Origin of the sequence: Pseudomonas sp. LS.1a, assembly GCF_022533585.1 — a bacterium.
Lineage (GTDB): Bacteria > Pseudomonadota > Gammaproteobacteria > Pseudomonadales > Pseudomonadaceae > Aquipseudomonas.
In genome coordinates this window covers 166,381-191,753 of sequence record NZ_CP092827.1, presented here as the reverse complement: position 1 = coordinate 191,753, position 25,373 = coordinate 166,381, and the positions used below count along the sequence as shown (strand labels likewise).

The following is a 25,373-nucleotide window of genomic DNA, read 5'->3' as shown; positions in this document are numbered from 1 at the left end:
TGCGTGCTGGGAGATTATTCCCGTGCGTGCTGCCCTTCAAGGTACGCAGCGGACAAAGTTCATACAAGTGTTTAATAACCTGTTACACGGCCATTGGTCGCGCCAATGGCGCCAGCCTTGCGCCAGGTCATGTTTTCGCCAGGGTGCGGAAACGATACGCCAGCAGGCAGCTCAAGGGCAGCCCCGCCAAAAGCAGAAAAGCCAGTAGGCTCCACTCGGGCAAGGTCAGGTCGAGAAAGCTCCAGGTCAGCGAGTTGCAATCCGGGCCACCGAACAACAGTTGCCGAGCCGCCTCGCCCCAGGACTGCTCCAACAGCCGCCCGATCGGCACCGGGCAGACAGGGATGGCCCCGTCAGCCCCCTGCAACCAGACATGCCGTGCTGCCAGCAACGCACCGGTCAGCGAACAGCCCAGCGTCGCCCGCGCGTAACAGCGAATACCCGCCGTACCCGGTGCCTGTAGCACTGCCGCCAGGCACAGCAGCGCGTACACGCCAAGCAGCAGCCGCTGGCTGAAACACAACGGGCAAGGCACCAGCCCCAGGACGTTTTCCAGGTGGAAGGACGCGGCCAGTACCGCCAGTGCAGCGAGGCAGGCAGGTAGAAAAAAGGTGCGCAAACGGGCCGGCAGCATGGGCGGTGAAGGTCCCGGGATAATGAAGTGGCTTGAAACGGTAGAGGAAAGACACGCTTTGTTTCAAGGCGCGACAGCAATGACAAGTCGCTGAATCGCGAAGGAAATTTCCAGCCATGCGGTAGGAAGCGTCTGAAGAAATGGACTGCAGATCGAACTTACATCGAGAGACAAGTTACCCGCCCCCGGAGCCCGCGCCTTGGCACGGGCCCTGGGGTAGGTCAGGCGCGCACGCCTTCTGGCAAAGGCAGGGCTAGCAGGCGCTCGTCCAGCAGGCCGAGGCCCTCCTGGAACAGCTGGTTGCTGCGCTCGGTCTCGCCAAGGCCGGCAAGCAGACGCGCCAGCTCGGCGCAGGCCTCGGGGTTGCGCTCCATGCGCAGGCTGCTTTCCAGGTAGTCGCGCGCCTTGCCCCACAAGCGGTTCTGCAGGCTCAGACGGCCCAGGGTCAGCAGCAGGCTGGCGTCCTGCGGGTGGGCCTTGAGCCAACCTTCGGCAGTTTGCAGCTGACGCGCCGGGTCATCGCCGCGCACCAGGCCGTACAGGCGGGCCAGGTGGCTTTCGTATTCACGCTTGAGGGCGGTGCGCAGCACTTGTTCGGCTTCGCTCTGGGCACCCACCTGGCGCAATTGCTCAGCGTAGGCCAGCACCAGCTGTGGCTCCTGGCGCTGGGCAGCGGTCAGTTGCTGCCAGGCGCGCTCCAGGGCCTGACGGGCACTTTGCGCGTCCTCGCCACGGGTGGTGGCCAGGCTCAGGTTCTGGCCCCAGGCACGTTGCTCCAGGGCAGCCAGTTCGGCGGCTGGCAGCACCTTGCCCTTGCGCAGGTCGGGCAGCAGGCGGATCAGTGCCGACCAGTCGCCGCGCTCCAGGTGCAGCCGCTGCAGCAGGCGCAGCACCTGGCTGTTGTGCGGGTGGCGCTCCTGCATGGCCAGCAGGGTTTCCAGGGCGCCATCGCTTTCGCCACGGTCCATCTGCAACTGCGCATGGGTCAGGGCGATAGCCAGCTCCGCTTGCGGCTGGCGCTCCAGGGCACGCTCCAGCAGGTTATCGCTGTCTTCGGTTCGGCCTTGCTCGTTGGCAGCACGCGCGGCACCAAGGTAATACAGCAACGGCTGGCGCTCGGCCTCTGCGGCACGGTGCAGGTGGCGCTGGGCACTGGCCCAACGGCCCTCGGCGAGGTCCAGTTGGCCTTGCTCGATGGCCAGGCGAACGCGCCGGCTGCGATTACGCCGCGACCATGGGTTGACCACGCCGCTGGAAGTCAGCACCAGGCCGACCAGGTAGCGCACCAGCCACAGCAGCAGCACCACCGCCAGCAAGCCGGCCAGGGCCGCCCACAACCCCGACTGGTAGCGGAAGCTGCCATAGGAGATCAGCACGTAGCCGCTGTGCTTGGCGACCGCAATACCCAGCGCCGCCGCGACCACAATCGCCAGCACGGCCAGCAGGTAGACACGCTTCATGGCTTGCCCCCTTCAGCCTCGGCCGGCAGGTGGCGGCGCTGGATATAGGCCTGTACTGCGGCCAGGCTTTCGCTGAGGTCGGGGGTAACCACCGACACCGGCTGCTCGGCCAGGGCATTGAGGCTGTCAAGCATGGCCTTGCTTTGCGGGTTGTCGGCGTTGAAATTGGCCAGCAGCACGCTACGGGCGTCGTCCAGCGCCTGGGTGTAGACCTTGCTATCGCCATTGAGCGCTGCCCACTGGGCCTGTTCGATGGTCAGGCTCAGGGCAAGGCGCAGCTGGTTCAGTTGCTGCCCGGCCAGCAGCGGCCGCACGTTGTCATCGGCGTTGAAGTCGATCTGGAAGTACTTGGAGATCTCGGCCCACCATTGGGACAGGCGACTGGCGCCATCACCATCGGCGGTCAGGGCGCCCAGGGCGTCGGCATTGGTTTCGAACTCCGGCGACTGGGCGCTGAGTTGCTGCACCAGCTCGCGCTGAGCCGCCAGTTTCAGGAACAGGCCGGTACGGTCCGGTTGCTGGGTGCTGTTGAGCGTGGCCAGGCTGCGCGCCAGTTGCTCACGGGCGGCGAAAGCACCCGGATCACTCTGCTCGCGCAGGATCTCGTCAGCACCCTCGACCAAGGCCTTGGCACTGGTGATGTCCTGCAGCGCCGACAGGCGCAGGGTGGCCAGGCGCAGCAAGTGCTCGGCTTCGGCCAGGCGCCATTCCTTGCGGCTTTCGCCCAGCACGGTTTCCAGGCGCTGGCTGAGGCGTTGCTGGTCGCCTTGCAACTGCGCTACCAGGCGGCGGCGGTCTTCCAGCTCGCTGGCCGCCGGCAGGCTGGCCAGTTGCGCGCTGATCTGCTGCTCACGCTGCTGCAGGGCCTCGGCGCGCTGGTTCAGCGCCTCGATGTGCTGGCCCTGGTTGAATTCGCTGCCTTGCAGTTGACGCACCTGCCAGACACCCCAGCCACCTACCGCCACCCCGGCCGCACCCAACAGCAGGGCCAGCGTTGCAAGGCCACTGCCGGAGCGCTTGGCAGGTGGGGTGGTGACGGGTTCCGCCGGCGCTTGTGCCGACGGCTGATCGTTATTGGACAAGACAGTCTCGCTCACGTATCCATCCTTTGCATGGGGGCGCATCGCGTTCAGCTTAGCGCCTTAAGAGGCAGGTGCAGCGCTGCGCTGCACGGCTGCCAGCAAGGCCGTGGCACTGGCGCCACGGCAATCCACAACCTGTTGGGCCCCGGCGGCCCTGGCCTGTTCGGCGACCCGAGGGCTGGGCACGAACAGCGGCAGACGCGCCAGCTGCAGCCAGTCGGCACCGGCCATCTGCTGCAAGTGTTCAAAACCCTGCCCACTGCTGACCACCAGGCCATTGAGGCGTTCCGCTTCGATGCGGCGCATCAGGGTGCCCGCCGGGTAAGCCGGCAGGCAGCGACGATACAGTTCCAGATAATCGACACTAGCACCTTGCTCTGCAAGACGCTCTGCCAGCAGTTCGCGACCTCCGACGCCACGAACGATCAAGACCCGTGGCGCCGGCACGGCAACTGCCTGGCGCAGGGCTGGCAGCGCCAGCAACGCTTCGCTGTCATCACCTCGTGGCGGGACGCTCACCGCCAGGCCCGCACCCTGCAGCACGGCGGCGGTCGCCTCGCCCACAGTGAACCAGCCTTGCACGGGTGGCTGCAGGCCGGCCTTGGCCAGTTGCTCAAGCAACAACCGGGCAGCCGGCTTGCTGACCACGATGATCGCCTGGAAGCCCTGCAGGCCTTTCAGCAACAGGCGTTGCTGGTTACCCACGGTGACGGGCTCGATCGCCAACAGCGGCAGGCAGCTGCTGCCCACCCCCGCCGCCGCCAGGCTTTGCGCCAGTGCCGCACAGTCCTCGGCAGGCCGGGTCAGCAACAGGCGCCATTGGCTCACGGGTGGCCGGCCTCGCCGTAGACTTCCTTGAGGATGGCTTCGGCACCCTGCCCCAGCAAGTCCTCGGCCACTTGCACGCCCAGGGTTTCGGCGGCAGTACGAGGCGCGCGGGCATCGGCCACCAGCAGCGTGCCGCCGCTGGGCTGGCCAACCAGGCCACGCAGCCACAGCTGGTCACCTTCCAGTACCGCATAGCAGGCAATCGGCACCTGGCAGCCACCATTCAGGCGTTTGTTCAAGGCACGCTCGGCCACCACCCGGTCGGCGGTGTCGGCATGGTGCAGCGGCGCCAGCAGCGCGTGAATTTCGTGGTCGGCGCTGCGGCACTCGATGCCCACCGCGCCCTGGCCGCCAGCCGGCAAGCTGTCATCGACGCTGATGGTGGAGGTGATGCGGTCTTCGAAGCCCAGACGGATCAGGCCGGCGGCAGCAAGGATGATGGCGTCGTATTCACCGGCATCCAGCTTGGCCAGGCGAGTGTTGACGTTGCCGCGCAGGAAGCGGATTTGCAGGTCCGGGCGACGCGCCAGCAACTGGGCCTGGCGGCGCAGGCTGGAGGTACCGACGATGCTGCCGGCCGGCAGCGCGTCGAGGCTGGCGAAGCGGTTGGAGACGAAGGCATCGCGCGGGTCTTCGCGCTCGCAGATGCAGTACAGGCCCAGGCCTTCGGGAAAGTCCATGGGCACGTCCTTCATCGAATGCACGGCGATGTCGGCTTCATTGTCCAGCAAGGCGGTTTCCAGTTCCTTGACGAACAGGCCCTTGCCGCCAATCTTCGCCAGCGGGGCGTCGAGCAGCTTGTCACCACGGCTGACCATGGGTACCAGGGTTACCAGCAGACCGGGGTGGGCCTGCTCGAGGCGGGCTTTGACGTATTCGGCCTGCCACAGGGCCAAGGCACTTTTACGGGTGGCAATGCGGATTTCGCGAGTGGACATGGAACGCCCCGATCCAGAGAAATGCTGTCGATGATAACAGCATCGCCGGTATCGCTAGCAGATACGGATCAACAGGCCATGTGTGGTTTGCTGTGGGAGCGGCCTTGCGGCCCTTTCGCGACACAAGGCCGCTCCCACAAGGCCCGAGCAAATCCACAGACTTGCGCAAAGGGCTCAGAGGGTCTGCATCATCTTGCGCACACCGGCCACATGGCGCCGGCTGACGGTCAGGGCGTCCCCGTCCAGGCCTTTCAGGTACAGCTGGAAATGCCCCAACGGGGTGCGCTGCAGGCGTTCGATACGCTCACGGGCGACCAGCGCGTTGCGGTGGATACGCACGAAGCGTTCGCCAAACTCGTCTTCCAGGGCCTTGAGCGGCTCGTCGAGCAGCACTTCTCCGGCCTCGTGGCGCAAGGTCACGTACTTGTGGTCGGCAATGAAGTAGATCACCTGGGGCAAAGGGATCAGCTCGATGCCTTTGCGCGTACGGGCACTGATGTGGCTACGCGGGCCGCCACCTTCATTACCTGGTCGGGTGAGCGCCGCCAACTGGCCGCGGTTGGGCTTTTCGGCCTTGCGCAAGGCATCGCGCAAGGCCTGGGCCTGGAAAGGTTTGGTCACATGGCTGAGGGTACTGTCCTTGAAAGCCTCGGCACCATATTCATCGTCCCCGGTGCAAAACACCACCGCCGGCGGCGCCTCGCGCTCGCACAGGCGGGCAGCAACCTGCAGGCCATCCAGGCCTGGCATGCCGATGTCCAGCAGGACCACATCGGGCTTGAGGCTTTCGATCAGCGCCAGGGCCTCCTCGCCGTTGGTGGCGCTAGGCTCCAGCACGGTGTAACCCTCCAGTTCGCCGAGCAGCCGGCTAAGGCGCTCACGGCCTTGGGGTTCGTCATCAACGATCAGGACATTCATAATTGCGCTGGATTCCTGAATGAGTCTCGCACAGGTATAGCGTAGACAGGTATGGTTCGAGCGACACTAAGGTCACGCTCTAGACCGGTGCGATGGCCAAAGATTCACTCGGCTGGCAGATTCACTGCCAGTCCTCAGTCCAACTGTAGACGGTCCGTGGAACACTGCCGTTCATTCCTGCAAATCCTTCTCTGCCGTTTTCCGTGCATTTCTCTCGACCAGCGCCCTGCGGCGGCCAGCCCAACCCTGCTATCATCGGCGCCTCTTTTTCGTTCACGCCTGCAATGAGTGAATCCATGAGCACCGACAAGACCAATCAGTCCTGGGGCGGCCGCTTCAGTGAGCCCGTCGACGCCTTCGTCGCCCGTTTCACCGCCTCGGTCGATTTCGACAAGCGCCTGTACCGCCACGACATCATGGGTTCGATCGCCCATGCCACCATGCTGGCGCAGGTCGGCGTGCTCAGCGATGCCGAGCGCGACACCATCATCGATGGCCTGAAGACCATTCAGGGCGAGATCGAGGCCGGCACCTTCGACTGGCGCGTCGATCTCGAAGACGTGCACATGAACATCGAGGCACGCCTGACCGACCGTATCGGCATCACCGGCAAGAAGCTGCACACCGGCCGTAGCCGCAATGACCAGGTGGCCACCGACATCCGCCTGTGGCTGCGTGACGAAATCGACCTGATCCTGGCCGAAATCACCCGCCTGCAGCAGGGCCTGCTGGAGCAGGCCGAGCGTGAAGCGGAAACCATCATGCCCGGCTTCACCCACCTGCAGACGGCCCAGCCGGTCACCTTCGGCCACCACCTGCTGGCCTGGTTCGAAATGCTCAGCCGCGACTACGAGCGCCTGGTCGACTGCCGCAAGCGTGCCAACCGCATGCCCCTGGGCAGCGCCGCACTGGCCGGCACCACCTACCCGATCGACCGCGAACTCACCTGCAAGCTGCTGGGCTTCGAAGCCGTGGCCGGCAACTCGCTGGATGGCGTGTCGGACCGCGACTTCGCCATCGAATTCTGCGCCGCCGCCAGCGTGGCGATGATGCACCTGTCGCGCTTCTCCGAGGAGCTGGTGCTGTGGACCAGCGCGCAGTTCCAGTTCATCGACCTGCCAGACCGCTTCTGCACTGGCAGCTCGATCATGCCGCAGAAAAAGAACCCGGACGTGCCAGAACTGGTACGTGGCAAGAGCGGCCGCGTGTTCGGCGCCCTGACCGGCCTGCTGACCCTGATGAAAGGCCAGCCGCTGGCCTACAACAAGGACAACCAGGAAGACAAGGAACCGCTGTTCGACGCCGCCGACACCCTGCGCGACTCGCTGCGTGCCTTTGCCGACATGATCCCGGCAATCAAGCCCAAGCATGCCATCATGCGTGAAGCGGCCCTGCGCGGCTTCTCTACCGCCACCGACCTGGCCGACTACCTGGTACGCCGTGGCCTGCCGTTCCGTGACTGCCACGAGATCGTGGGCCACGCGGTGAAGTATGGCGTGGACACCGGCAAGGACCTGGCCGAAATGAGCCTGGACGAACTGCGCCAGTTCAGCGACCAGATCGAGCAGGACGTGTTTGCCGTGCTGACCCTGGAAGGCTCGGTGAATGCCCGTAACCACATTGGTGGTACCGCACCGGCGCAGGTGCGTGCCGCCGTGGCCCGCGGCAAGGCGCTGCTGGCTTCGCGTTAAGGCCCATTGCGAGGGCTTCGCCCTCGTTCGCGGGTAAACCCGCTCCCACAGGTATTGCACAGGCTTCGAAAGCAGTGCTGTACCTGTGGGAGCGGGTTTACCCGCGAATGCCCCAACACTGTTCTCAGCGTTTTCCGCTACGAATCATCTCCATGAAGGCCGGCATCGCCGCCTCCTTGTCCGCCACGATCCGCGCCATGTGCGGGTTCTCGCCCATCAGCTGCAACAACGCCTTGGCCTGCGGGAAGTCCGCCAGGAAGTCGATGTTCAGCACCTTCTTGCCCACGGCACAGGCCAGATCGACCGAGAAGCAGAACATCAGGTCTGCCAGGGTCAGTTGCTCACCCGCCACATAGGGTGCGAAGCGGCCGTTGCGCTTGAGCGTGGCAAAACCGGCCAGCAGGTCGGCACGGGCTTTTTCCTTTATCAGCGGCTCCACCGACATGCCAAAGAAAGACTCGGCGTAACAGGTACGCGCCGGCAGCTCGATGTACAGCTCGATTTCCTTGAGCAGCTCACGCACCTTGGCTTGCCCGAACGGGTCGGCCGGCAGCAGCGCCTTGCCGCCCTGGGTCTGCTCGATATAGTCGAGGATCACACTGGTTTCGCTGAGGAAGCCGTGTTCGGTCTGCAGCACCGGCACCTTGCCTCGCGGGCTCACTTCCAGCGCCTGTGGCGCCTGGCCGCCATAGAAGGTGACTTCCTCGAAGGGCAGGCCTTTTTCCAGCAGGGCCAGCTTGACCATGTTGTAGTAGTTGCTGACCGAGAATCCATAAAGCTTGAGCATGAGGTAACAGCCTCCAGGCCGTAAGGGGTTGGCCCGGCTTTTATAGACCGATCAGCCGCCCCCTGACCAGCGTCATGCACCCCGTCAATGCCCGGGCATTGCCGCCACAGGCGTGGCACACTGTGCATCCCATCCTAGGAGTACCGCCATGAGCGAGCCCACCGACATCGACAATGACGACGACGAAGCCTTCGCCGAGGCAACGCTGACCCAGGCTATCGAGAACCAGATAGAAAGCGGCGAGCCGCCTGCGGCCAAGGCCACCTTCAACAAGCTGACCCTGGTTGGCTATGAGCGTGAAGACATTCTCAACCTGATGGCCCATGTGCTGGCCTTCGAGATCGACAACATGCTGGTGGAAGACCGCGCGTTCAACAGCGAGTGGTATGAAAGCGCGCTGCGGGCGCTGCCAGAGTTACCGCCTGAGATGGATCAAGGCGAGGACGAATAACCCGGCTACACTCGAAGATCAGGCACCGTAGAACGGTGCCGTCATCCTTGTCTGGAAGTCAGGAGTCGCCATGCCTTTTACCCCCGATCTGATCGCTGAACTGGAAGTCCTTTCGCTGTTCAAGCACGACAGCAGCCAGGAAGGCATCAAGATTCACAAGAACGCTTCCCCTGCCTTGGTGGCCGCCGCGCAACGCCTGCATGAAAAGGGGCTGACCGATCAACCTGATGGCGGCTACCTGACCAGCTTGGGTCATGACGCTGTCGAAAGTGTCCAGTTGCTGCAGAACATTCTCAAGGCGCCACAGCCGGCTTGAATGGCGGTCTTGCTCAAACTTTGAAACTCGCGCGGTCCCTGTGGGAGCGGCTTTAGCCGCGAACACCGGCGAAGCCGGTGCCATGCACCGCGTCGCTTGCTTCGCGGGTAAGCCCGCGCCCACAGGGGCCGCGCCAGCCTGTCAGGCGATCAGTTAGCCGTTGCCCTGCGCCTTTCCGCCAGGCGCGAACGCCCGTACAGGAACACGATGGCCAGCAAGGCCAGCGCCTGCGCTGACAGCGAGTAGGCATCGGCGTGGATCCCCAGCCAGTCGAATTCGAAGAACGCCACCGGCCGCGTGCCCAGCACCCCGGCCTCTTGCAGTGCCTTCACGCCATGCCCGGCGAACACCACCGACAAGGCACATAGCAGCGCGGCGTTGATGCTGAAGAACAGCGACAGCGGCAGCTTGGCCGAACCACGCAGAATTACCCAGGCCAACCCCACCAGCAGCACCAGCGCCGTGGCACCGCCCGCCAGTACCGCCTGGTGCCCGGCCGGGCCGGCCTGCAGCCACAGGGTTTCGTAGAACAGGATCACTTCGAACAGTTCGCGGTATACCGAGAAGAACGCCAGCACGGCAAAACCGAAGCGTCCGCCGCCACTGACCAGGCTGCTCTTGATGTAGTCCTTCCAGGCGGCGGCATGGCGGCGGTCGTGCATCCACACGCCAAGCCACAGCACCATCACCGCGGCGAAAAGCGCCGTGCAGCCTTCCAGCAGCTCGCGCTGGGCGCCACCGACGTCGATCACGTAGGCCGCCAGGGCCCAGGTGGCGAAACCGGCGACCAGCGCCAGGCCCCAACCAATGTTGACGCTGCGCACTGCCGACTGCTGGCCGGTGTTGCGCAGGAAGGCCAGGATCGCCGCCAGCACCAGAATCGCCTCCAGGCCTTCGCGCAGCAAGATCAGCAAGCCGGATACAAAGCTCAGCGACCAGCTCAGACCATCGCTGCCCAGCAGCCTGGAAGCCTGCTCCAGCTTGGCCTTGGCTTCGCTCAGGCGTTGTTCGGCCTGGGCCACGGGCAAGCCGTCCTGCAGCGACTGACGGTAGGCCATCAGCGATTTTTCGGTGTCCTTGCGCGCCTGGGTATCGATGTTGTCCAGCGAGCTTTCCACCAGCTCGAAGCCTTCCAGGTAGGCCGCTACTGACAGGTCATAGGCCTGGTCGTGATCACCTGCGCGGTAGGCCGCCAGGCTCTTGTCCAGGGTGCTGGCGGTGTATTCGAGCAATTGTGCCGGGCCACGTTTGACCTGCGGCGGCTGGGCGCGCTGGGCGCGGAAAGCCTCCACGGCCGTGGCGCCTTCGCTGACGGCGACTTCGGCCGGGGTCTGCCGGGCCAGGTCGGCGATGTTCCAGGTCTTGTCGCCTTTGCCAGGCTGTGGATTGGCGGTGAAACCGGCAATGTATGCAGCCACGTCCCAACGCTGGCGGTCATCCAGCTGGTCGGCAAAGGACGGCATCTCGGTGCCATCGATGCCCAGGGCCAGGGTGTTGTAGAGGTCGAACAGGCTCAACTGGTCGAGGCGCGATACATCGCGCAGGTTGGCGGGTGCAGGCTCAAGGCCCACGCCGGCCGGTCCATCACCGGCACCGGTTTCACCGTGGCAGATCGCGCAGTTTTGTGCGTACAGCGAAGCACCACGGGCCGGGTCCGGGGTGATTACCGGGGCCTGGCTGACCTCATAGGCCACTGCCAGGCGCGCGCCCAGTTGGCGGGCCTGCTTGGCCACCACCGGGCCGTCCTGGCGCTGGTCGATGGCCTGGCGCAGCGCTTGGATGCCCTGCTCCAGTGCCGCTTGCTCGGTATTGGCAGGCAGACCCTTCACCAGCTCAGCCAATACCGCGCTGAACTCTTGCTGCTCGCGGTATTCGCCATCGTCGATGACCTTGCCGTCTTGTACAGTCGGCGGGTAGTCGGCGCCAATGTAGTCGAGCAGGTGCAAAGCCTTGGTGGCCTCGGCGGGGGCTTCGGCCAGCGCCAGGGTACTGCACAGCGCCAGTACCGGGCCGAGCAATAAAGCCGGCAGCCAGGCGAGCAGACGGGAACGGGTTTTCATGGCCACTCTCGAAGGAAATGCGAAAGAGAACATTGTTCACTTCCACTTAGCTTCGCTCAAGGGTGCTGGGCGGATTTCATGAAAAATCTTGGTACAAATCTGATGAAGTGGGATGTCCGCCGTTAGAGGTTCTTCGCCTGTGAGATCGAGCGCCGCCCGCGCGGCGCATCGCGAGCAAGCTCGCTCCTACATTTGTTTCGGGCCAGTGTCGCCTGTGCCAGCGCGCGATCGCCTTGTTTGTCCCACGCAATATCGAGGTGAATAAAAAGGGGCCGCGCGCCCCTGCCTCAGAAATAATTGGCCCGAAACAGATGTAGGAGCGAGCTTGCTCGCGATGCGCCGCGCGGGCGGCGCTCGATCTCATAAGCGCTGAAGAGCTTAAGACAGGCACATGGCAGCCCTACCTCAATGCCTACCCGTATCCTTCCACCCCCCGCCCAACGCCAGGAACACCCCAATCTGTCCCTGAGCCACCTGGCTATTGGCCGCCGCCAGCTGCGCGCGCATGTCGGTATAGGTCCGCGTCGCCTGCAGGTCGGCCAGGAACGACTCACGCCCAGCCTGGTAATAGCGGTGCGTCTGGTCCGCTGCTTCCTTGGCCGATTTCTCAGCCTCGGCCAGCGCGTCACGCCGATCCAGCAAGGCGCTGTACTGCGCCAGGCGGGTCTGGGTCTCGCGAATGGCGTTCAGCACTACCCCATCAAAATTCGCCAGGGCTGCCTGGGTCGAGGCTTCAGCCATGCGAATGCGGGCGCGGGTGCCGTTGGTGGGGATGGTCCAGCTGATCTGCGGGCCGAAACCCCAGCGGTTAGTCGACGGATCGCCGAGGTTCTCGAGAATACCGATGGTACCAACCTGGGCGCCGATGCTGATGTCCGGGTACAGGGCACCAGTCGCCACGCCAATGTAGGCGGTGGCAGCAGCCAGCTGGCGTTCGGCCTGGCGCACATCTGGGCGGCGTTTGAGCAGCGCAGCGCCATCACCCACCGGCACCAGCTGGTTCAGGTGCGGCAGCTCGGCACAATCGGCAGTGCCAGCAGGCAATTGGTCGACCGGCTTGGCCAACAAAGCGGCCAGGGTATACATGCCGGTCTCGCGCTCCGCCTTGAAGCGCGGCAGTTCGGCGCGCAAGGATTTGAACTGGGTCTGTGAGCGGGTGACCTGGGTTTCGTCGCCACGCCCGGCATCGCGCAGGCGCTGGTTGAGCTTCACGCTCTGCTCCTGCAGGTCGAGCGACTCGCGGGCAATGTGGTATTCCTCGTTGGCCGAGCATACCTGGGTGTAGGCCTTGACCACGTCCGCCACCAGGGTGATGCGGGCGGTGTCGGCGGCGGCCTGCACTGCGTCGGCATTGGCCTTGGCCGCCTCGGTGCCACGCTTGAAAGTGCCCCACAGGTCGAACTGGTACGAGGCACTGAGGATGGCCTCACCGATGTTGGCCACCGGCACTTTCTCGGGCAGCAGGAAGGCTTCACCCGACTCCTGCAGCCGCTGGGCGCCCAGTTTGACACCGCCGTTGAAGCCACCTTGCGACTCGGCAACTTCGACCTGGGCGCGTGCCTTGGCAATGTTGGCGGCCGCCACACGCAGGTCGGTGTTGGCACTCAGGGCCTGGCGCACCAGCTCGTTCAGCCGTTGATCCTGGTACAGCTGCCACCAGTCCTCGGGCACCGGTGCCGACACCACGCTGTCGGCATCCTGGCGCAACGGGCCGTTAAGGTCGCTGCGTTGCACCGCCGCGTCCTTCGGTACTTCGTAGTCGGGGCCAACCATCATGCAGGCCCCCAGCGAGAGGCACAGCCCTGCCAGGATCAGCTGTTTCATGGCCGCTGGCCCTCGATGATCGACACCGTGGCGGTTCGCCCGGCGATCATGCGGAAGTCCTGCGGCACTTCGTCAAATGCGATGCGCACCGGAATACGCTGGGCCAGGCGCACCCAGCTGAACGCCGGGTTGACGTTGGGCAGCAGGTTGGCGCCGCTGCTGCGGTCGCGGTCTTCGATACCGGCGGCAAAGCTTTGCACATGACCACGCAGGCGGGTGTTGTCGCCCATGACGCGAATGTCCACGGCATCGCCAATGTGGATACCGCCAAGCTTGGTTTCCTCGAAGTAGCCATCGACGTGGTACGAGGCGCTGTCGACCACCGACAGCACCGGGCGGCCGGCAGTGACGAATTCGTGATTACGCGGTGCACGGTCGTTGAGGTAACCGTCCACCGGGCTGCGCACCACCGAGCGGTCCAGGTTGAGCTGGGCGGTATCGACAGCCACCTGCGCTTCGCTGACGGCGGAACGGGCACGGGCCTCGCGGGACTGGCTTTCTTCCAGCTGTTCGGCAGCTACCAGGTTGCCCAGCTTGCGGTTGCGCTGCGCTTCGCGGGCGGCCTGGGCCAGGGTTTCCTGGCGCTCACCCAGGGTCGCCCTGGCCTGGCGCAGGGCCAGGGTGAAGCGGTCCTGGTCGATGGTGAACAGCACATCGCCGCGCTTGACGGTCTGGTTGTCACGCACCTCGACCTTCTGGATCAGCCCGGACACGTCCGGGGCGATCTGGATCACGTCGGCGCGGATGTGGCCGTCGCGGGTCCAGGGGGCGAACATGTAGTAGACCACCATCTGCCACACGAGCACGGCGGCGAAGGTCACTACCAGCAAGGTCAGGACCACACGGCCCAGGGTCAGCAAAGGTTTTTTCATGGCAGCATCAGGTTTCGGCAAAAGTGGTCCACCGCACCAAGCAGCACGGCATACAGGGCAACGTTGAACAACGCCCGGTGCCAGACCAGGCGGTAGAAATGCAGGCGCACCAGCACCGCGTGCACTCCGAGGAACAGCAGGTAGGTGCCAAACATCATCACCAGCAGCGTGGGCAGGAATACCCCGCTGATATCCAGTTCACCAATCACAGGGGCGCTCCGTCGAGGCCGGGGGGCAGTTGCGGTTGTTCGGCTGGCTCGAGCATCACCTCCACGCCCGGCAGCAGCGCCAGGCGCAGGCCGCTCAGGGCGTGCAGCAGGTGGGTGCGGGCATCACCGCGCTCGTACAGCTCATCAAGGTTCAGCGCCAGGCGCGCGCGCTCCATGTTGCGCAGTAGCGCGGCCGGAGCGTGCAGACGCTCACCGGCGCGCAGGCAGGCGGCGTAGTGCGCGCCAACTTCCTCGATCACCGTGTTCAGGCGCTCGCGAGCCTGCTGGCCGGCACGCGGCATATAGGCCAGCAGGTCGAGCAGGTTCAGCCCCACGCGCAGGTCGCGCAGTGCCACGCCGCTGTCCTGGCCGGTTTGCGACAGGCGCGGCAGGTGCTGCATCAGGCGGTCTAGCATTTGCACACCGACCTGGCGGTGCTCGGCCAGGGTGGCCGGCTCGGTCATCTCGACAATGTCGCGCCAGGCGAAGCGGGTCATGCGCTTGGCCGCCAGCTCCACGCCAAACGGGCGCATCACCAGGGTCCAGATGAAGGCGAACAGCAGCCCCACGGGGCCAGCCAGGTTGGAGTTGAGGAAGGTGAAAAAGTCGGCGTCGTAGGCGCCCTGGATGCTGATGAAGGTCGAGGTGTTGACGATGGTCAGCAAAGTGCCGAGGTAAAAGCGCGGCTGCACGGTCAGGGTGCCGACGCAGATGAACGGCACAGCGAAGGCCAGCACCAGCATCGGGAAATCGTGCAGGTTGGGCAGCACCAGGAACAGGTACAGGCTGGAGAAGATGACCGACATCAGCGTCCAGAAGAAGAACCGGTAGATCTGCGGCGCCGGGTCATCCATGGCGGCGAAGAAGCTGCACGACACGGCGGCGAGGATCACTGCGCTGGCGCCGTCGTTCCAGCCCAGGCCGATCCACAGGCCGCAGGCGACGATGATCGCCAGCACGGTGGAGGCCACCGAGTACAGCATCAGGCCACGGTCGAAGAACGCCGTCAGGCGGCCCAGGCGCCAGTGGCGGTAGACCGCGCGCCAAGGTTTGGCATCGTCGCTGCGCAAGGCGTGTTGCAGGCTGCAGCAGTCCTGCCACAGGTCGGCCCATTCGGTCAGGCGATACAGGGCGTTGGACAGTAGCAGTTCGGCGCGCTGGTCGAGGGCAGCGGCACCGGGTTGCAGGCGCTCGATCTGTTCGTGCAGGGCGGTCCAGCGGGCGACCGAGGCGCTGTCGGCGGTGCCCTTGAGCCATTCGCGGGCGGCATCGAGCAGCGGTTGCAACTGGGCGAACTGAGCCGGGGCGCGGCCTTCGAGGGCTACCAGGGCGTCGTCGAGGGCGTCGATCACCGGCAGCAGATGGATCATGCGTCCGCGCAACTCGCGGGCGTTCTTCAGGGTGTGCGGACCGGCTCCTTCATGGCCGAGCTGGCCGATCATCAGTTCCAGCGAGTTGAAGGTGGCGACCATCGCCCCGCGCATGCCACCAACTTTGTCGGCGCTGACATCACGCGCCAGGTAGGTGTCGCTATAGCGGATCGCCTCGGTGAACCAGCTGCCGGTGGCACCGACTACAACCGGCGCCAGCCGGCGTGGCCAGAAGATCGCCCCGACCACCGCCGCGCAGACGATCCCCAGACAGATTTCCTGGGCCCGGGAAGACGCCACGTCGAACACTGCCAGCGGGTTGTCGACCACAGCCAGGGCGATCATCGGCAAGGTGTAGCCAGCCAGCATCAGCACGTAGTTGTTGGCGGTGCGAAGGTTCAGCGAAAGGAACAGCAAGGTGCCGGTCCACAGGGCGATGGCGATGCTCAGCAGCAACGGCGACTGCACCAGCGGTGGTACCAGGAAAATCGCTCCGCCGGCGCCGAGCAGCGTGCCCACGGCACGGTACAGGGCCTTGGAGCTGGTGGGGCCAAGGAACGGGCTGGAGACGATATACACCGTAGCCATGGCCCAATAGGGGCGCGGCAACTGCATGAGCAGGGCGATGTACAGGGCGATCATGGAGGCGGCAAAGGTACGCACGCCATAGAACCAGTCGCGGGCGGGGGGCACCGAGCTGAAGAAACCGTTCATGCCGCCCCGCCTGTGTTGCCCAGGCCGGCAGCTTCGAAGGCACGCAGCACGCGCAAGGCGGCTTCCAGGTCGGCCTGATCGATGCCATGCAGCACCTCGCGGCGCAGGCGCACCAGTTCGGCTTCGATGGATTCGGCCAGGGCGCGGCCTTCGGCGGTCAGGCTCAGGGCTTTGGCGCGGCGGTCCAGCGGGTCCTCGCTGCGGCATACCAGGCCAGCCTTGCACAGTTGGTCGAGCAGGCGCACCAGCGACGGGCTTTCCAGGCCGGCGGCCTGGGCCACGGCCACCTGATGCACGCCGTCGCCCAGGCGCACGATCATCAGCAACGGCGCGGCGCAGGCCTCGGAAATGCCGTAACCGGTCAGGGCGGTATGGCAGATACGCCGCCAATGGCGGGCGGCAACCACCATGCCACTGCTGACTTGCAGGCGCAGGAGATCAAGGGACATGACAGGAACCAATGATATTCATAGTTTGCTAACTATCAATATACGCCTGTGCCTACCCCAGTCGTCAACCTGGGGTGACGGATAGCTTGGGTGAAATGTTGTTCATGCTTCTGTCTGTACTGGCCCTTTCGCGGGCTTGCCCGCTCCCACAGGGATCTCACAGGACCTGAAATTTGTGCGATCCCTGTGGGAGCGGGCGAGCCCGCGAAAGGGTCGGTACAGGCAACAGAAAATTCAGGGCTGTATCTGGTCTTCCAGCTTCATGGTCAAGGCCAGTGTGCTGCCCATCTGCACCGCCCGATCCCGCCACTCCTGGTACCGTACCTCGTCGCCGCTGCTGAAGTGCACCGCCAGCTCCTCGGCCGCCTGCACCACCCCCGCCGCTGCCGCCAGCTCCAGCCAGTACAACGCAGCCTTGAGATCAGCCTCCACGTACAACCCGTGCATCAACCGGTAACCCACCTCGAAACGGCAGCGTGCCTCGCCCCGCTCGGCCCCGCGCAGGAACCACTGGTAAGCCTGCACCAGGTCGACCTGCCACTGCTGGCCGCCGTTACACACCTCTTCCTCGTACAGGTCACCCAGCGCGGCAGCAGCATGCAGCATGCCCCGCTCGAACGCCTGCCGGTAGCACTCCGCCGCCTGCACGTAAGAGGGCTCGATGCCTTTGCCGAAGTAATGTTGCTGCCCAAGGTTGAACCATGCCGCCGCATTGCCCTGCAGGGCCGCCATGCGCAACAGGTGGCCGGCCAACACGGTGTCAGCACGCCAGTATTTGCCGTTGAGCCAGATCCAGCCAAGGTCGTTGAGCGCCGCCACGTTGCCTTGCAAGGCCTGGCGGCGCAGGTCGACATACACCGCCTGCAGGTCGCTGGCTTCGTCCAGGCGGCTGACCAGCAGCGAACGCTGACTGGGCATCCCTATCCCGACAAACAGTCGCTGTCGCCTCCCGACAGCGGCCGGTGGGGCAATGACCCGCTCGGGCAAAAGGCGGGCAAGCAGCGAATGGATATTGCTGGCAGCAGACATGTTCATCCTCATTGAACGACACACAGCCCCAACCTTTGGCTGTGATGAGGCGTGATTCTGCGTGACGTAGCGTCAAAACCTGTCGCGAACGATTCGGCACCAGGCAACCAAATGCGACTTACTTGATCTGAGCAGGCTGTGGCCAATTGCCATGACCCACGCCTGCCGCCATCCTATTGCGGCAAGCCTAGACAAGGACGTTATCTTTTGCCGTTCGCCACCACTCGCGCCACCCTCAGCCGGCAGTGGGCGCTGCTGCGCCAGCTGCCCAGCCGTTCCCCAGGTATTACCAGCGCCGAGCTGGTATGGCGCCTGCGTGACGTGGGCTTCACTGTCAGCAAACGCACTGTCGAGCGCGACCTCAATGAGCTGTCGCTGATATTTCCACTGGAGCGCAATGACAAGAGCATTCCGTTTGGCTGGCACTGGTCGGCGAACGTTGCTGGCGAGTTGCGTGGGAATTTCGATCTGCAGGGCTTTTTGCGCGGTGGTTCGCTGCAGCCGGCGCAAGGTGAAGGGGTCGAGCTACAGGCCTGGGTCAGCGACCTGCTGGCCCGACAGCTGCGCGAAGCGCCGTTGAGTGTCGATATGCAACTGACAGCGCTGGAGCATGGCCATCGGCTGCGGGCCACCGTGGAAGATGGCTGGGGGTTGCGCTGGTGGGTGCTGAGCCAGGGAGCAGGCGTGGTGATCGAGCAGCCCAACCAGCTACGCATGGAGATTGCCAGGACGCTCGTTGAAGCGGCGGCACAGTATCAGAATGTACATCGAGTTTGAGCATCAATACGCAAAATCATGGGCTGTGTTATTTCACTCGGCTCCTGGCTCAAAGAAAAAAAACCAAGCCCAAAGCCCCAGCACGGCCAACACTTCGATGGTCAATGCTAGCCATAGGCCGACTAAAACCCGCTTCATAGCTCTCGGAAAGCTCTTCATTTCCTCGGGATTCACGAATCCACGCCGCAGGTAAAGTCCCGGCAGAGTCAACAGACATGCAATATTGCACGTACGCAGAACTTTGCCCGGTAAGCCCGCCCGGGAAAAGTTTTCCTTTACGCCTCTTACATAGTGAGATCTTTCAAGCAAGGCCTCAATCACATTGATGCACCTATGAGATACATACACAAGGACAGCCATCGTTATTGATATCAAGCCAAAGACAACCAGCACAACGAAACCCGGCTCAAATGCTATCATTCTGAAACCCCGAACCCTATCCATGAGGACACCATGAAATTAAAATGCAAGTCACTTATTAACAGCAGAGCCTTTTCCGCCCAGCGAATAACTCTTTGATAGCAAATTCAACTGACAAATTTAAAACTTAAAAATATTGTGCAAAACAAAAAATAGAATGGTAGAAGCCATTAACCCTCCCCAAGAAATTAGCATCTTAATTTTAATACGCCTTGGGAATCGCGATATATCGGAAGCATCCGCGACTCCTCTGCGCACAAAGATCCCAGGCATCATAAGCATGTTTGCGGCTAGGCAGGTGCGCAACAACCTTCCTAAAAATCCCGCCGATGAGAAATTTAGCTGATTATCACGCACATAACTGCATCCTGAAAGCTCCGACTCAATCAGATCGAGATATCTGCATGCTAAATAAATCATAAGACTCACGCCGATCATCATCCAGACTAGCAATATAGACATTACTATTACTTCGGCTGCAGACTTCATTCGAGCATCCTTTCATACACTATCTCCCCGAGCGCACCAAACCACTCCTTCCCTAAATCACCACCGTACTTACCACCTACAGCACCTCCGATAACAGCGCATGCAATACCGGCACTACCAGCAGAGGGAATGCTGAGTGCCACACAAGCGGCACTTACTATAGCGCCCCCTATGACCCCTCCAGCAGCGCTGCCAGATATACTTCCTGTCAAACCGCTCAACTCGACGTATTTTGCCTTCCTGCACTCATCTTCACGACCTAGAGTACATGCCTTGTGAATAGACAACCCTGTCGCCGCTACATCCAACACAACCCCGATGTAAGCCCCTTTCTTGATCAGACTCGCAGCCTTCGCCACTCCCGTTAACTTCTCTGCATACCCGGAAATCTCCCCGGTACTCAGATAACGCTTGGTGGAAAGCTGCAGCATCCGCTTGATCGATCCCTGATTTCGTAGACCCGAGCCATAGGCGGCGGTCCTCCCCAGCTGTTCGTCCAACGTCCTGAACAGCTCCACACGCTTGGCATAGAACTCTTCTCGCGCCCTGAACGCACCACCACTCATATGCTCGCGGTGCAGTTGCTCGATCTGTTCCAGCGTCTTCTTGATTGCATCCAGATACCTGGCCCAGCCATCGCTCGCTGCCCCTGCCCCCATCGATGCATGGGCCAGTAGACTTTGCAGCATCTCGAAGTTATCCAGCATGAAACCGTCAACACCGCCCCCGTTGAGCATGATGTCGCGGTGGATGCCAGCCGCCTTGCCCATGAGAAAGGCTTCATGGCTGGTGCAGGAAGAAGTATCGGGGTCACCGACGATCACCAGTTCGCCGGCCAAGACCACGGTGTTGACGATATGCCCATTGAGCACATCGAACTTGGCCTGCTGGTTGGCGTTCATCGGTGTACCGTTCTTCAGGGTCGCGTAATTCTGCGCCTTGGGATTTATAAAGCTGCGTGCCTCGGACATGGTCGGTCCTCACGCAAACTTCTTGTTGGCAATCCGGTCCCAGCCACCGGTCACATTGCCGCCGGCACTACCATCGACACGCTGCTGCCGGGTGTAGGTGGTCTTGATACGGCCGTAGTCGAGCTGAATGATTTCAGTCGGTACGCCGGCATGCGCGCTTTGTGCGTAGTCGGCGATGATCACTTCTTCGAGCACCACTTCGTAGTACTTGAGTTTATCGCCGCCAGCGCGGCAAACGACCAGCCTCACCTCTTTCAGGTGCTGCCCGGCGCAACTGGCTTCGAGCAGTTTGCAGCTGGCGTTGTCCAGGTTCTTGGTGAAGGTGAGGTTGCTCAGGGTGGTGCGCCCGGAAGTGGCGCCGCCTGCGGAACTGGCGGTGGCGGAGGCGCTTTGGCTGCTGCCGAACGTGTAGCCGAGGATTTCGATCCAGTTGCTGTACTGCTCGTCCTTTGCTTCGCCAGCGATTTCCGCGATTTGAATATAAGCGTCGAAAGCCATGGTTACTGTTCCTTGTAAACGATTGAGCGGAACAGGCTAGGCTCGGAGAAACTCCAACGCAATCGTTCTACGGAGATCGATGCTAAATTAGGAATTTTCTTACAAGTTATGCGACAAGTCGGCTTGAAGATATTTGAAAGTGTTTCAGAGTTACGCCATTTGGGCCGACAACATCAGCCCGATCACCGGCAAGCCGACGATCGGGCCAACCAAGCACATGCGCGTCAGCGCTGCATCCCCCAGCGGCGAACGGTCAACCGCTCCAGGGTATTGAACACCAGCCCTTCCACCAGCAAGCCGATCAGGATCACCACCGCCAACCCGGCAAACACCTTGTCGGTGTATAGCTCGTTGCGGTTCTGGAAGATGTACCAGCCCAACCCGCCTTTGCCACTGCTGGCCCCGAACACCAGCTCGGCAGCGATCAGTGTGCGCCAGGCGAACGCCCAGCCGATCTTGAGCCCCGACAGGATCGACGGCAGCGCCGCCGGCACCAGGATATGCAGCACCAGCCGCAGCCCTTTCAGGCCATAGTTGCGTCCAGCCATGCGCAGCGTCTCGGACACGCCGAGGAAGCCGGCATAGGTGTTCAGCGCCAGCGCCCATAGCACCGAGTGCACCAGCACGAAGATCAGGCTGTTGTCACCCAGCCCGAACCACAGCAAGGCCAGGGGCAACAAGGCAATCGCCGGCAGCGGGTTGAACATCGAGGTCAGCGTGCCCAGCAGATCGCGCCCAAGCTGGGTCGACACCGCCAAGCTGGTGAGGCCGAAGGCCAGGATGATCCCCAGCAGGTAGCCCTTGAGCAAAATCACCAGCGACACGCCGACCTTGGCCGGCAGCTCACCGCTGACCAGTCCGTCCCACAGCGCCGTGGCCGTCTGCAGGAAGGTCGGTAGCAACAGATCGTTGTCCTGGTAGCGGGCGATGGCTTCCCACAGCACGGCGATCACCAGCAGGATGACCGCCTTGCGCAACCAGCCGTGCTGCCACAGGCGTTGCGTCAGCGGTAGCTGCCGCTCCAAAGGCACACTGAGCAGGGGCTCCAGCTGCACCTCGTATTCCTGGCGTACAGGTGTAGTGGTCATGGCTGAAGCTCCTGTCAGTAGGCGATGCGGATATCGTTGAAACCAAGATCGTCGGGCTGTTCAGGCGCATCCGCCTCATCGAACAGCAAACGATGGATGCGCCGGGCACTGGCCTGGAAGTCGCTGCCCCCCAGGCTGCCAAGATCGTACTGGTGGCTGTGCACTTCGGCACGCACCCGCCCCGGGTGGGGTGACAGCAGCAGGATGCGGTTGCCGACCACCAGTGCTTCTTCGATGGAGTGAGTGACGAACAACAGGGTAAAACGCACCTCCTCCCACAGCAGCAGCAATTCTTCCTGCATCTTGCGCCGGGTCAGCGCATCAAGTGCCGCGAACGGTTCGTCCATCAGCAGGATCTTCGGCTGCGTGGCCAAGGCCCTGGCAATCGCCACGCGCGCCTTCATACCGCCCGACAGGGTGTGCGGGTGAGCATCGGCGAAGGCTGCCAGGCCGACTTTTTCCAGGTAGTGCAATGCCCGCTCCTCGGCTTCGGCGCGTTTCAGCTGGCCCGACACCAGCAGCGGGAACATGACGTTCTGCTTCACCGTCTTCCACGGCGGCAGCTGGTCGAACTCCTGGAACACCACGATGCGGTCAGGGCCAGGGCCGTTGACCGGCTGGCCCTGCAGCAGAATCTGCCCTTCCTGAGGCGAGATGAACCCGGCCACGGCCTTGAGCAAGGTGGACTTGCCGCAGCCGGAGGGGCCGAGCAGCACGAAACGGTCGGCACGGTCGACTTCGAAGCTGACCTGGTGGGTGGCCCGCACCACGCGTTGCGCGGTGCGGTATTCGAGACTCAGGTTATCCACCTTGAGCAAGGGCGGCGTGGCGACACGGCTCAGGTTGCTGGCCGTGTGGCCTGGCAATGGGGCGGTCATGATCGGTCAGCTCCCCTGCAGCGGGCGTTCATCCTGGAAGAAGTAGTCCTTCCACGATTCCGGCTTGTGCTTGATGGCGCCTACCCGATAGAGGAAGTCGGCCAGCTTGTAGGTGTTCTTTGGCGTGACGGTGAACTCGTACTGCGGGTTGTCGATCAGCTTGATCAGCGTGTCGCGGTCGATCTTGGCCTTGGTCACGCGGAGGTAAGTATCGGCGGCGGCCGCCTTGTCCTTCTGGGCGAAGTCCGCAGCTTCGGCCAGCGCATCGACGAAGGCCTTGTAGGTCTTGGGGTTGTCCTTGCGGAATTTCTCGGTGGCGAACAGCAAGGTCGGCGAGTTGGGACCGAGCAGGTCGTAGCTGTTGAGCACCACGTGCACGTTCTTGTTGGCCAGCACCTGGTCCTGGAACGGCGGGTTGGAGAAGTGCCCGTTGAGTTCGGTGCCGCCGGCCAGCAGCGCGGCAGTGGCATCCGGGTGCGGCACGGCCAGGGTGTATTTGTCGAGGCGATTGTATTCCTTGTCGCCCCACTGCTGGGCGGCGGCGTACTGCAGGAAGCGCGACTGCACCGAAACGCCTACCGCCGGTACGGCGATGCGGTCTTTGTCGGAGAGGTCGGCAATGGTCTTCACGTTGGGGTTGCTGCTGACCAGGTAGTACGGGAAGTTGCCCAGCGAGGCCACGGCCTTGACGTTCTGTCGGCCCTTGGTGCGGTCCCACACGGTCAACAGCGGGCCGACGCCGGCGCCGGCGATGTCCACCGAACCGGACAGTAGTGCGTCGTTGACGGCCGAACCACCCGACAGCTGGGCCCAATCGACTTCGATGTCGATGCCCTGCTCCTTGCCATGTTTTTCGATCAGATGCTGGTCACGCACTACGTTCAGCAGCAGGTAGACAATGCCGAACTGCTCGGCGATGCGAATCTTGCCTTCTGCTTGCGCCGTGGCGGGGGCCGCCAGGCTGCCGACGACCAGGCTTGCGCCCAGGCCAATGCTTGCCGCCAGGCGGCTGATGGATTTACGCATGATGGGTTTCCTCAGTCGTCAGAACGGGGCATCGCCCTGGATGGTGGTGCGGTACAGCTTGCGCCGCAGGTGTGCGGGGCAGCCGGTGGCCAGGTGGATCAGCGAGCGGTTGTCCCAGAACACCAGGTCGTGGGGCTGCCACTGATGGCGGTAGATGTTCTGCTCCAGCACGCTCAGGGCATACAGTTGTTTCAGCACGTCGCGGCTTTCGTCATCTGGCAGGCCGACGATGCGGGTGGTGAAGCCTTCGCTGACGAACAGCGCCTTGCGGCCGTTTTCCGGGTGGGTACGGACCACCGGGTGGATGACTTCCTGGACCTGCGCCAGCTGCTCGGCGGTCAGGGTCGGGCGCCAGTTGCCTTCGAACTTGGTCTCGGCGTAACGGGCGGTGTAGGAGTGAGCGGCACTGCGGCCCTCGACCACGTTGCGCAAGGCCGCGGGTACGGCGTCCCAGGCTTTGTGCATGTCGGCGAACAGGGTATCGCCGCCTTCACTGGGCAGCTCCTGGGCATGCAGCATGGAGCCGAGGCTGGGCAGTTCCTTGTACGACAGGTCCGAGTGCCAGAACTTGCCGGCATCGCCCAGGCCGATGTTCTGGCCGTTTTCGATGATGTTGGAAACGATCAGGATCTCGGGATGGCCGGCGAGCAGGAACTGTTTGAGCACATGGATCTGCAATGGGCCGAAGCGGCGGCTGAAGGCGATCTGCTGGTCGGGGCTGATGCGCTGGTCGCGGAACACCAGCACATGGTGGTCGAGGTGGGCGCGATGGATACGGGCGAAATCCTCGGCGTTGACCGGTCTGGCCAGGTCCAGGCCGATGATCTCGGCGCCTACGGCCCCGGAGAACGGGCGGATTTCGAAGCGTTGCGGCTGGGCGCTGTCGATGATCGACAAGGCGTTCGAGGCGGCTGACATTTTTCACTCCCACGCAGTGCGCGACTTCAATGGCGCGCAACGATCAGAAACGCACGGGGATTTCCCGTGTGGGTTCAAGTCGTGCGGCGCATCGATTGGTCGACGGGTACGCAGTGGAGGTGACTATAAAGTCATAAGAGTTATATTTTAAATACCGTTAACGAATAACCATAGCACTGCTGTAAGGGCGTTGCGCAGTCAGATCAGCCCGCCCTGCTCTTCTTCATCAATGAGGTTGTTCAGGCTGCTGAGCGCCTTGCGCGCTGTAGAACGGTTAAGCAGCTTGGCCTGCGCACCGGGGGGCAGGTCGGTGATCTTGAACACCCCTTTGGCGGTCAACACGTCGATCAGGTCCTCGAGCACGCGGATCATGTCCAGGTCGCTTTGCTTGAGCTGGTTGAGGCTGTTTTCCACGACGTCATCGGCAAACCATTCCTGGATATCGGCATGGTCAGCGGGAAGCATTTCGGTGAACTGGTCAAAAGCGGCCGCTTCTACCCGCCGCAACTGGCCGGCGGCATCGCGTTGCACGTAGAACATGGCGGTGTCCCTCGTCACGTTAGTCCTTTGATAGTAGACAGCAGCATAGGCAAAGATCGCCCGGCACGCAGGGCCGGCGCCAGAGTATGCGCTGTCGCAGGATGTCAGGAAAGAGCCGTGGCCGCTCAGAGGCCAA

At 63.1% G+C, this 25,373-nt stretch carries 26 protein-coding genes; 4 read left to right on the top strand and 22 right to left on the bottom strand.

Annotated features, from left to right (window positions below; all coding sequences use genetic code 11):
* Positions 1–127: 127 nt before the first annotated feature.
* The 6 genes from MKK04_RS00795 to MKK04_RS00770 all read right to left on the bottom strand — a co-directional run bounded on the left by MKK04_RS00795 (position 128) and on the right by MKK04_RS00770 (position 5,860).
* Positions 128–634: a disulfide bond formation protein B gene (locus MKK04_RS00795; RefSeq protein ID WP_207833061.1), complete on the bottom strand. Its 507-nt coding sequence runs from the start codon at positions 632–634 to the stop codon at positions 128–130.
* 221 nt (positions 635–855) lie between these two features.
* Positions 856–2,094, bottom strand: a complete 1,239-nt coding sequence (locus MKK04_RS00790) for a heme biosynthesis protein HemY (RefSeq protein ID WP_207833059.1) — start codon at positions 2,092–2,094, stop codon at positions 856–858.
* A complete protein-coding gene (locus MKK04_RS00785; protein ID WP_063914393.1) occupies positions 2,091–3,191 on the bottom strand; it encodes a uroporphyrinogen-III C-methyltransferase in 1,101 nt (366 codons plus the stop codon). Before MKK04_RS00785 ends, MKK04_RS00790 begins: the two co-directional genes overlap by 4 nt.
* A 45-nt stretch (positions 3,192–3,236) precedes the next feature.
* On the bottom strand, positions 3,237–4,004 hold the full coding sequence (locus tag MKK04_RS00780) for a uroporphyrinogen-III synthase (protein ID WP_241106152.1): 768 nt from the start codon (positions 4,002–4,004) through the stop codon (positions 3,237–3,239).
* On the bottom strand, positions 4,001–4,942 hold the full coding sequence (gene hemC, locus MKK04_RS00775) for a hydroxymethylbilane synthase (RefSeq protein ID WP_063914391.1): 942 nt from the start codon (positions 4,940–4,942) through the stop codon (positions 4,001–4,003). Before hemC ends, MKK04_RS00780 begins: the two co-directional genes overlap by 4 nt.
* A gap of 174 nt (positions 4,943–5,116) precedes the next feature.
* Positions 5,117–5,860: a LytR/AlgR family response regulator transcription factor gene (locus MKK04_RS00770; protein WP_063914390.1), complete on the bottom strand. Its 744-nt coding sequence runs from the start codon at positions 5,858–5,860 to the stop codon at positions 5,117–5,119.
* A gap of 296 nt (positions 5,861–6,156) precedes the next feature.
* Here MKK04_RS00770 and argH point away from each other — a divergent pair, with 296 nt between their 5' ends.
* Positions 6,157–7,551 carry an argininosuccinate lyase gene (argH, locus tag MKK04_RS00765; RefSeq protein ID WP_025337274.1) on the top strand — a complete coding sequence of 465 codons (1,395 nt, stop codon included), beginning with the start codon at positions 6,157–6,159 and terminating at the stop codon, positions 7,549–7,551.
* Positions 7,552–7,675: 124 nt separating this feature from the next.
* On the opposite strand, the gene MKK04_RS00760 is transcribed toward argH, so the two are convergent.
* Entirely contained in the window at positions 7,676–8,338 is a 663-nt protein-coding gene (locus tag MKK04_RS00760; RefSeq protein ID WP_207833055.1) for a glutathione S-transferase, read from the bottom strand.
* Positions 8,339–8,486: 148 nt separating this feature from the next.
* Here MKK04_RS00760 and MKK04_RS00755 point away from each other — a divergent pair, with 148 nt between their 5' ends.
* Complete coding sequence (locus tag MKK04_RS00755) at positions 8,487–8,789, top strand: hypothetical protein (RefSeq protein WP_063914387.1); 303 nt, start codon at positions 8,487–8,489, stop codon at positions 8,787–8,789.
* A 70-nt stretch (positions 8,790–8,859) separates the two neighbouring features.
* Positions 8,860–9,105, top strand: a complete 246-nt coding sequence (locus tag MKK04_RS00750) for a TIGR02647 family protein (protein ID WP_015268535.1) — start codon at positions 8,860–8,862, stop codon at positions 9,103–9,105.
* A 149-nt stretch (positions 9,106–9,254) separates the two neighbouring features.
* Here MKK04_RS00750 and MKK04_RS00745 read toward each other — a convergent pair whose 3' ends face one another.
* From MKK04_RS00745 to MKK04_RS00715, 7 genes are all read right to left on the bottom strand, one after another.
* Positions 9,255–11,198 (bottom strand): FTR1 family protein, encoded by a 1,944-nt coding sequence (locus MKK04_RS00745; RefSeq protein ID WP_241106151.1) that lies wholly within the window; start codon positions 11,196–11,198, stop codon positions 9,255–9,257.
* 372 nt (positions 11,199–11,570) lie between these two features.
* Positions 11,571–12,989: an efflux transporter outer membrane subunit gene (locus tag MKK04_RS00740; RefSeq protein ID WP_241106150.1), complete on the bottom strand. Its 1,419-nt coding sequence runs from the start codon at positions 12,987–12,989 to the stop codon at positions 11,571–11,573.
* Positions 12,986–13,861: an efflux RND transporter periplasmic adaptor subunit gene (locus MKK04_RS00735; protein ID WP_207833049.1), complete on the bottom strand. Its 876-nt coding sequence runs from the start codon at positions 13,859–13,861 to the stop codon at positions 12,986–12,988. The genes MKK04_RS00740 and MKK04_RS00735 overlap by 4 nt, the downstream gene beginning before the upstream one ends.
* Positions 13,858–14,070, bottom strand: a complete 213-nt coding sequence (locus MKK04_RS00730; RefSeq protein WP_003255905.1) for a DUF1656 domain-containing protein — start codon at positions 14,068–14,070, stop codon at positions 13,858–13,860. Before MKK04_RS00730 ends, MKK04_RS00735 begins: the two co-directional genes overlap by 4 nt.
* Positions 14,067–16,154: an FUSC family protein gene (locus tag MKK04_RS00725; RefSeq protein ID WP_207833047.1), complete on the bottom strand. Its 2,088-nt coding sequence runs from the start codon at positions 16,152–16,154 to the stop codon at positions 14,067–14,069. Before MKK04_RS00725 ends, MKK04_RS00730 begins: the two co-directional genes overlap by 4 nt.
* On the bottom strand, positions 16,151–16,603 hold the full coding sequence (locus MKK04_RS00720; protein ID WP_207833045.1) for a MarR family winged helix-turn-helix transcriptional regulator: 453 nt from the start codon (positions 16,601–16,603) through the stop codon (positions 16,151–16,153). The genes MKK04_RS00725 and MKK04_RS00720 overlap by 4 nt, the downstream gene beginning before the upstream one ends.
* A 234-nt stretch (positions 16,604–16,837) precedes the next feature.
* Positions 16,838–17,632, bottom strand: a complete 795-nt coding sequence (locus MKK04_RS00715; RefSeq protein WP_233688041.1) for a tetratricopeptide repeat protein — start codon at positions 17,630–17,632, stop codon at positions 16,838–16,840.
* A 207-nt stretch (positions 17,633–17,839) separates the two neighbouring features.
* Between MKK04_RS00715 and MKK04_RS00710 the strand changes: the two genes are divergently transcribed.
* A complete protein-coding gene (locus MKK04_RS00710) occupies positions 17,840–18,409 on the top strand; it encodes a WYL domain-containing protein (protein WP_241106149.1) in 570 nt (189 codons plus the stop codon).
* Positions 18,410–18,949: 540 nt separating this feature from the next.
* Here the strand turns inward: MKK04_RS00710 and MKK04_RS00705 are convergent.
* The 8 genes from MKK04_RS00705 to MKK04_RS00670 form a co-directional block, all read right to left on the bottom strand.
* Complete coding sequence (locus MKK04_RS00705; protein WP_241106148.1) at positions 18,950–19,318, bottom strand: hypothetical protein; 369 nt, start codon at positions 19,316–19,318, stop codon at positions 18,950–18,952.
* Positions 19,315–20,289 carry a hypothetical protein gene (locus MKK04_RS00700; protein WP_241106147.1) on the bottom strand — a complete coding sequence of 325 codons (975 nt, stop codon included), beginning with the start codon at positions 20,287–20,289 and terminating at the stop codon, positions 19,315–19,317. Before MKK04_RS00700 ends, MKK04_RS00705 begins: the two co-directional genes overlap by 4 nt.
* 9 nt (positions 20,290–20,298) lie before the next feature.
* A complete protein-coding gene (locus MKK04_RS00695; RefSeq protein ID WP_207833035.1) occupies positions 20,299–20,787 on the bottom strand; it encodes an Hcp family type VI secretion system effector in 489 nt (162 codons plus the stop codon).
* Positions 20,788–21,011: 224 nt separating this feature from the next.
* Complete coding sequence (locus MKK04_RS00690) at positions 21,012–21,875, bottom strand: ABC transporter permease (protein ID WP_233694933.1); 864 nt, start codon at positions 21,873–21,875, stop codon at positions 21,012–21,014.
* Between the two features lie 14 nt (positions 21,876–21,889).
* Positions 21,890–22,753 carry an ABC transporter ATP-binding protein gene (locus tag MKK04_RS00685; protein WP_207833032.1) on the bottom strand — a complete coding sequence of 288 codons (864 nt, stop codon included), beginning with the start codon at positions 22,751–22,753 and terminating at the stop codon, positions 21,890–21,892.
* Between the two features lie 6 nt (positions 22,754–22,759).
* Positions 22,760–23,779 (bottom strand): ABC transporter substrate-binding protein, encoded by a 1,020-nt coding sequence (locus MKK04_RS00680; RefSeq protein ID WP_233694932.1) that lies wholly within the window; start codon positions 23,777–23,779, stop codon positions 22,760–22,762.
* Positions 23,780–23,797: 18 nt separating this feature from the next.
* Positions 23,798–24,697, bottom strand: a complete 900-nt coding sequence (locus tag MKK04_RS00675) for a TauD/TfdA dioxygenase family protein (protein ID WP_233688039.1) — start codon at positions 24,695–24,697, stop codon at positions 23,798–23,800.
* A 198-nt stretch (positions 24,698–24,895) separates the two neighbouring features.
* Entirely contained in the window at positions 24,896–25,237 is a 342-nt protein-coding gene (locus MKK04_RS00670) for a tryptophan synthase subunit beta (protein ID WP_207833026.1), read from the bottom strand.
* Between the last annotated feature and the right edge of the window lie 136 nt (positions 25,238–25,373).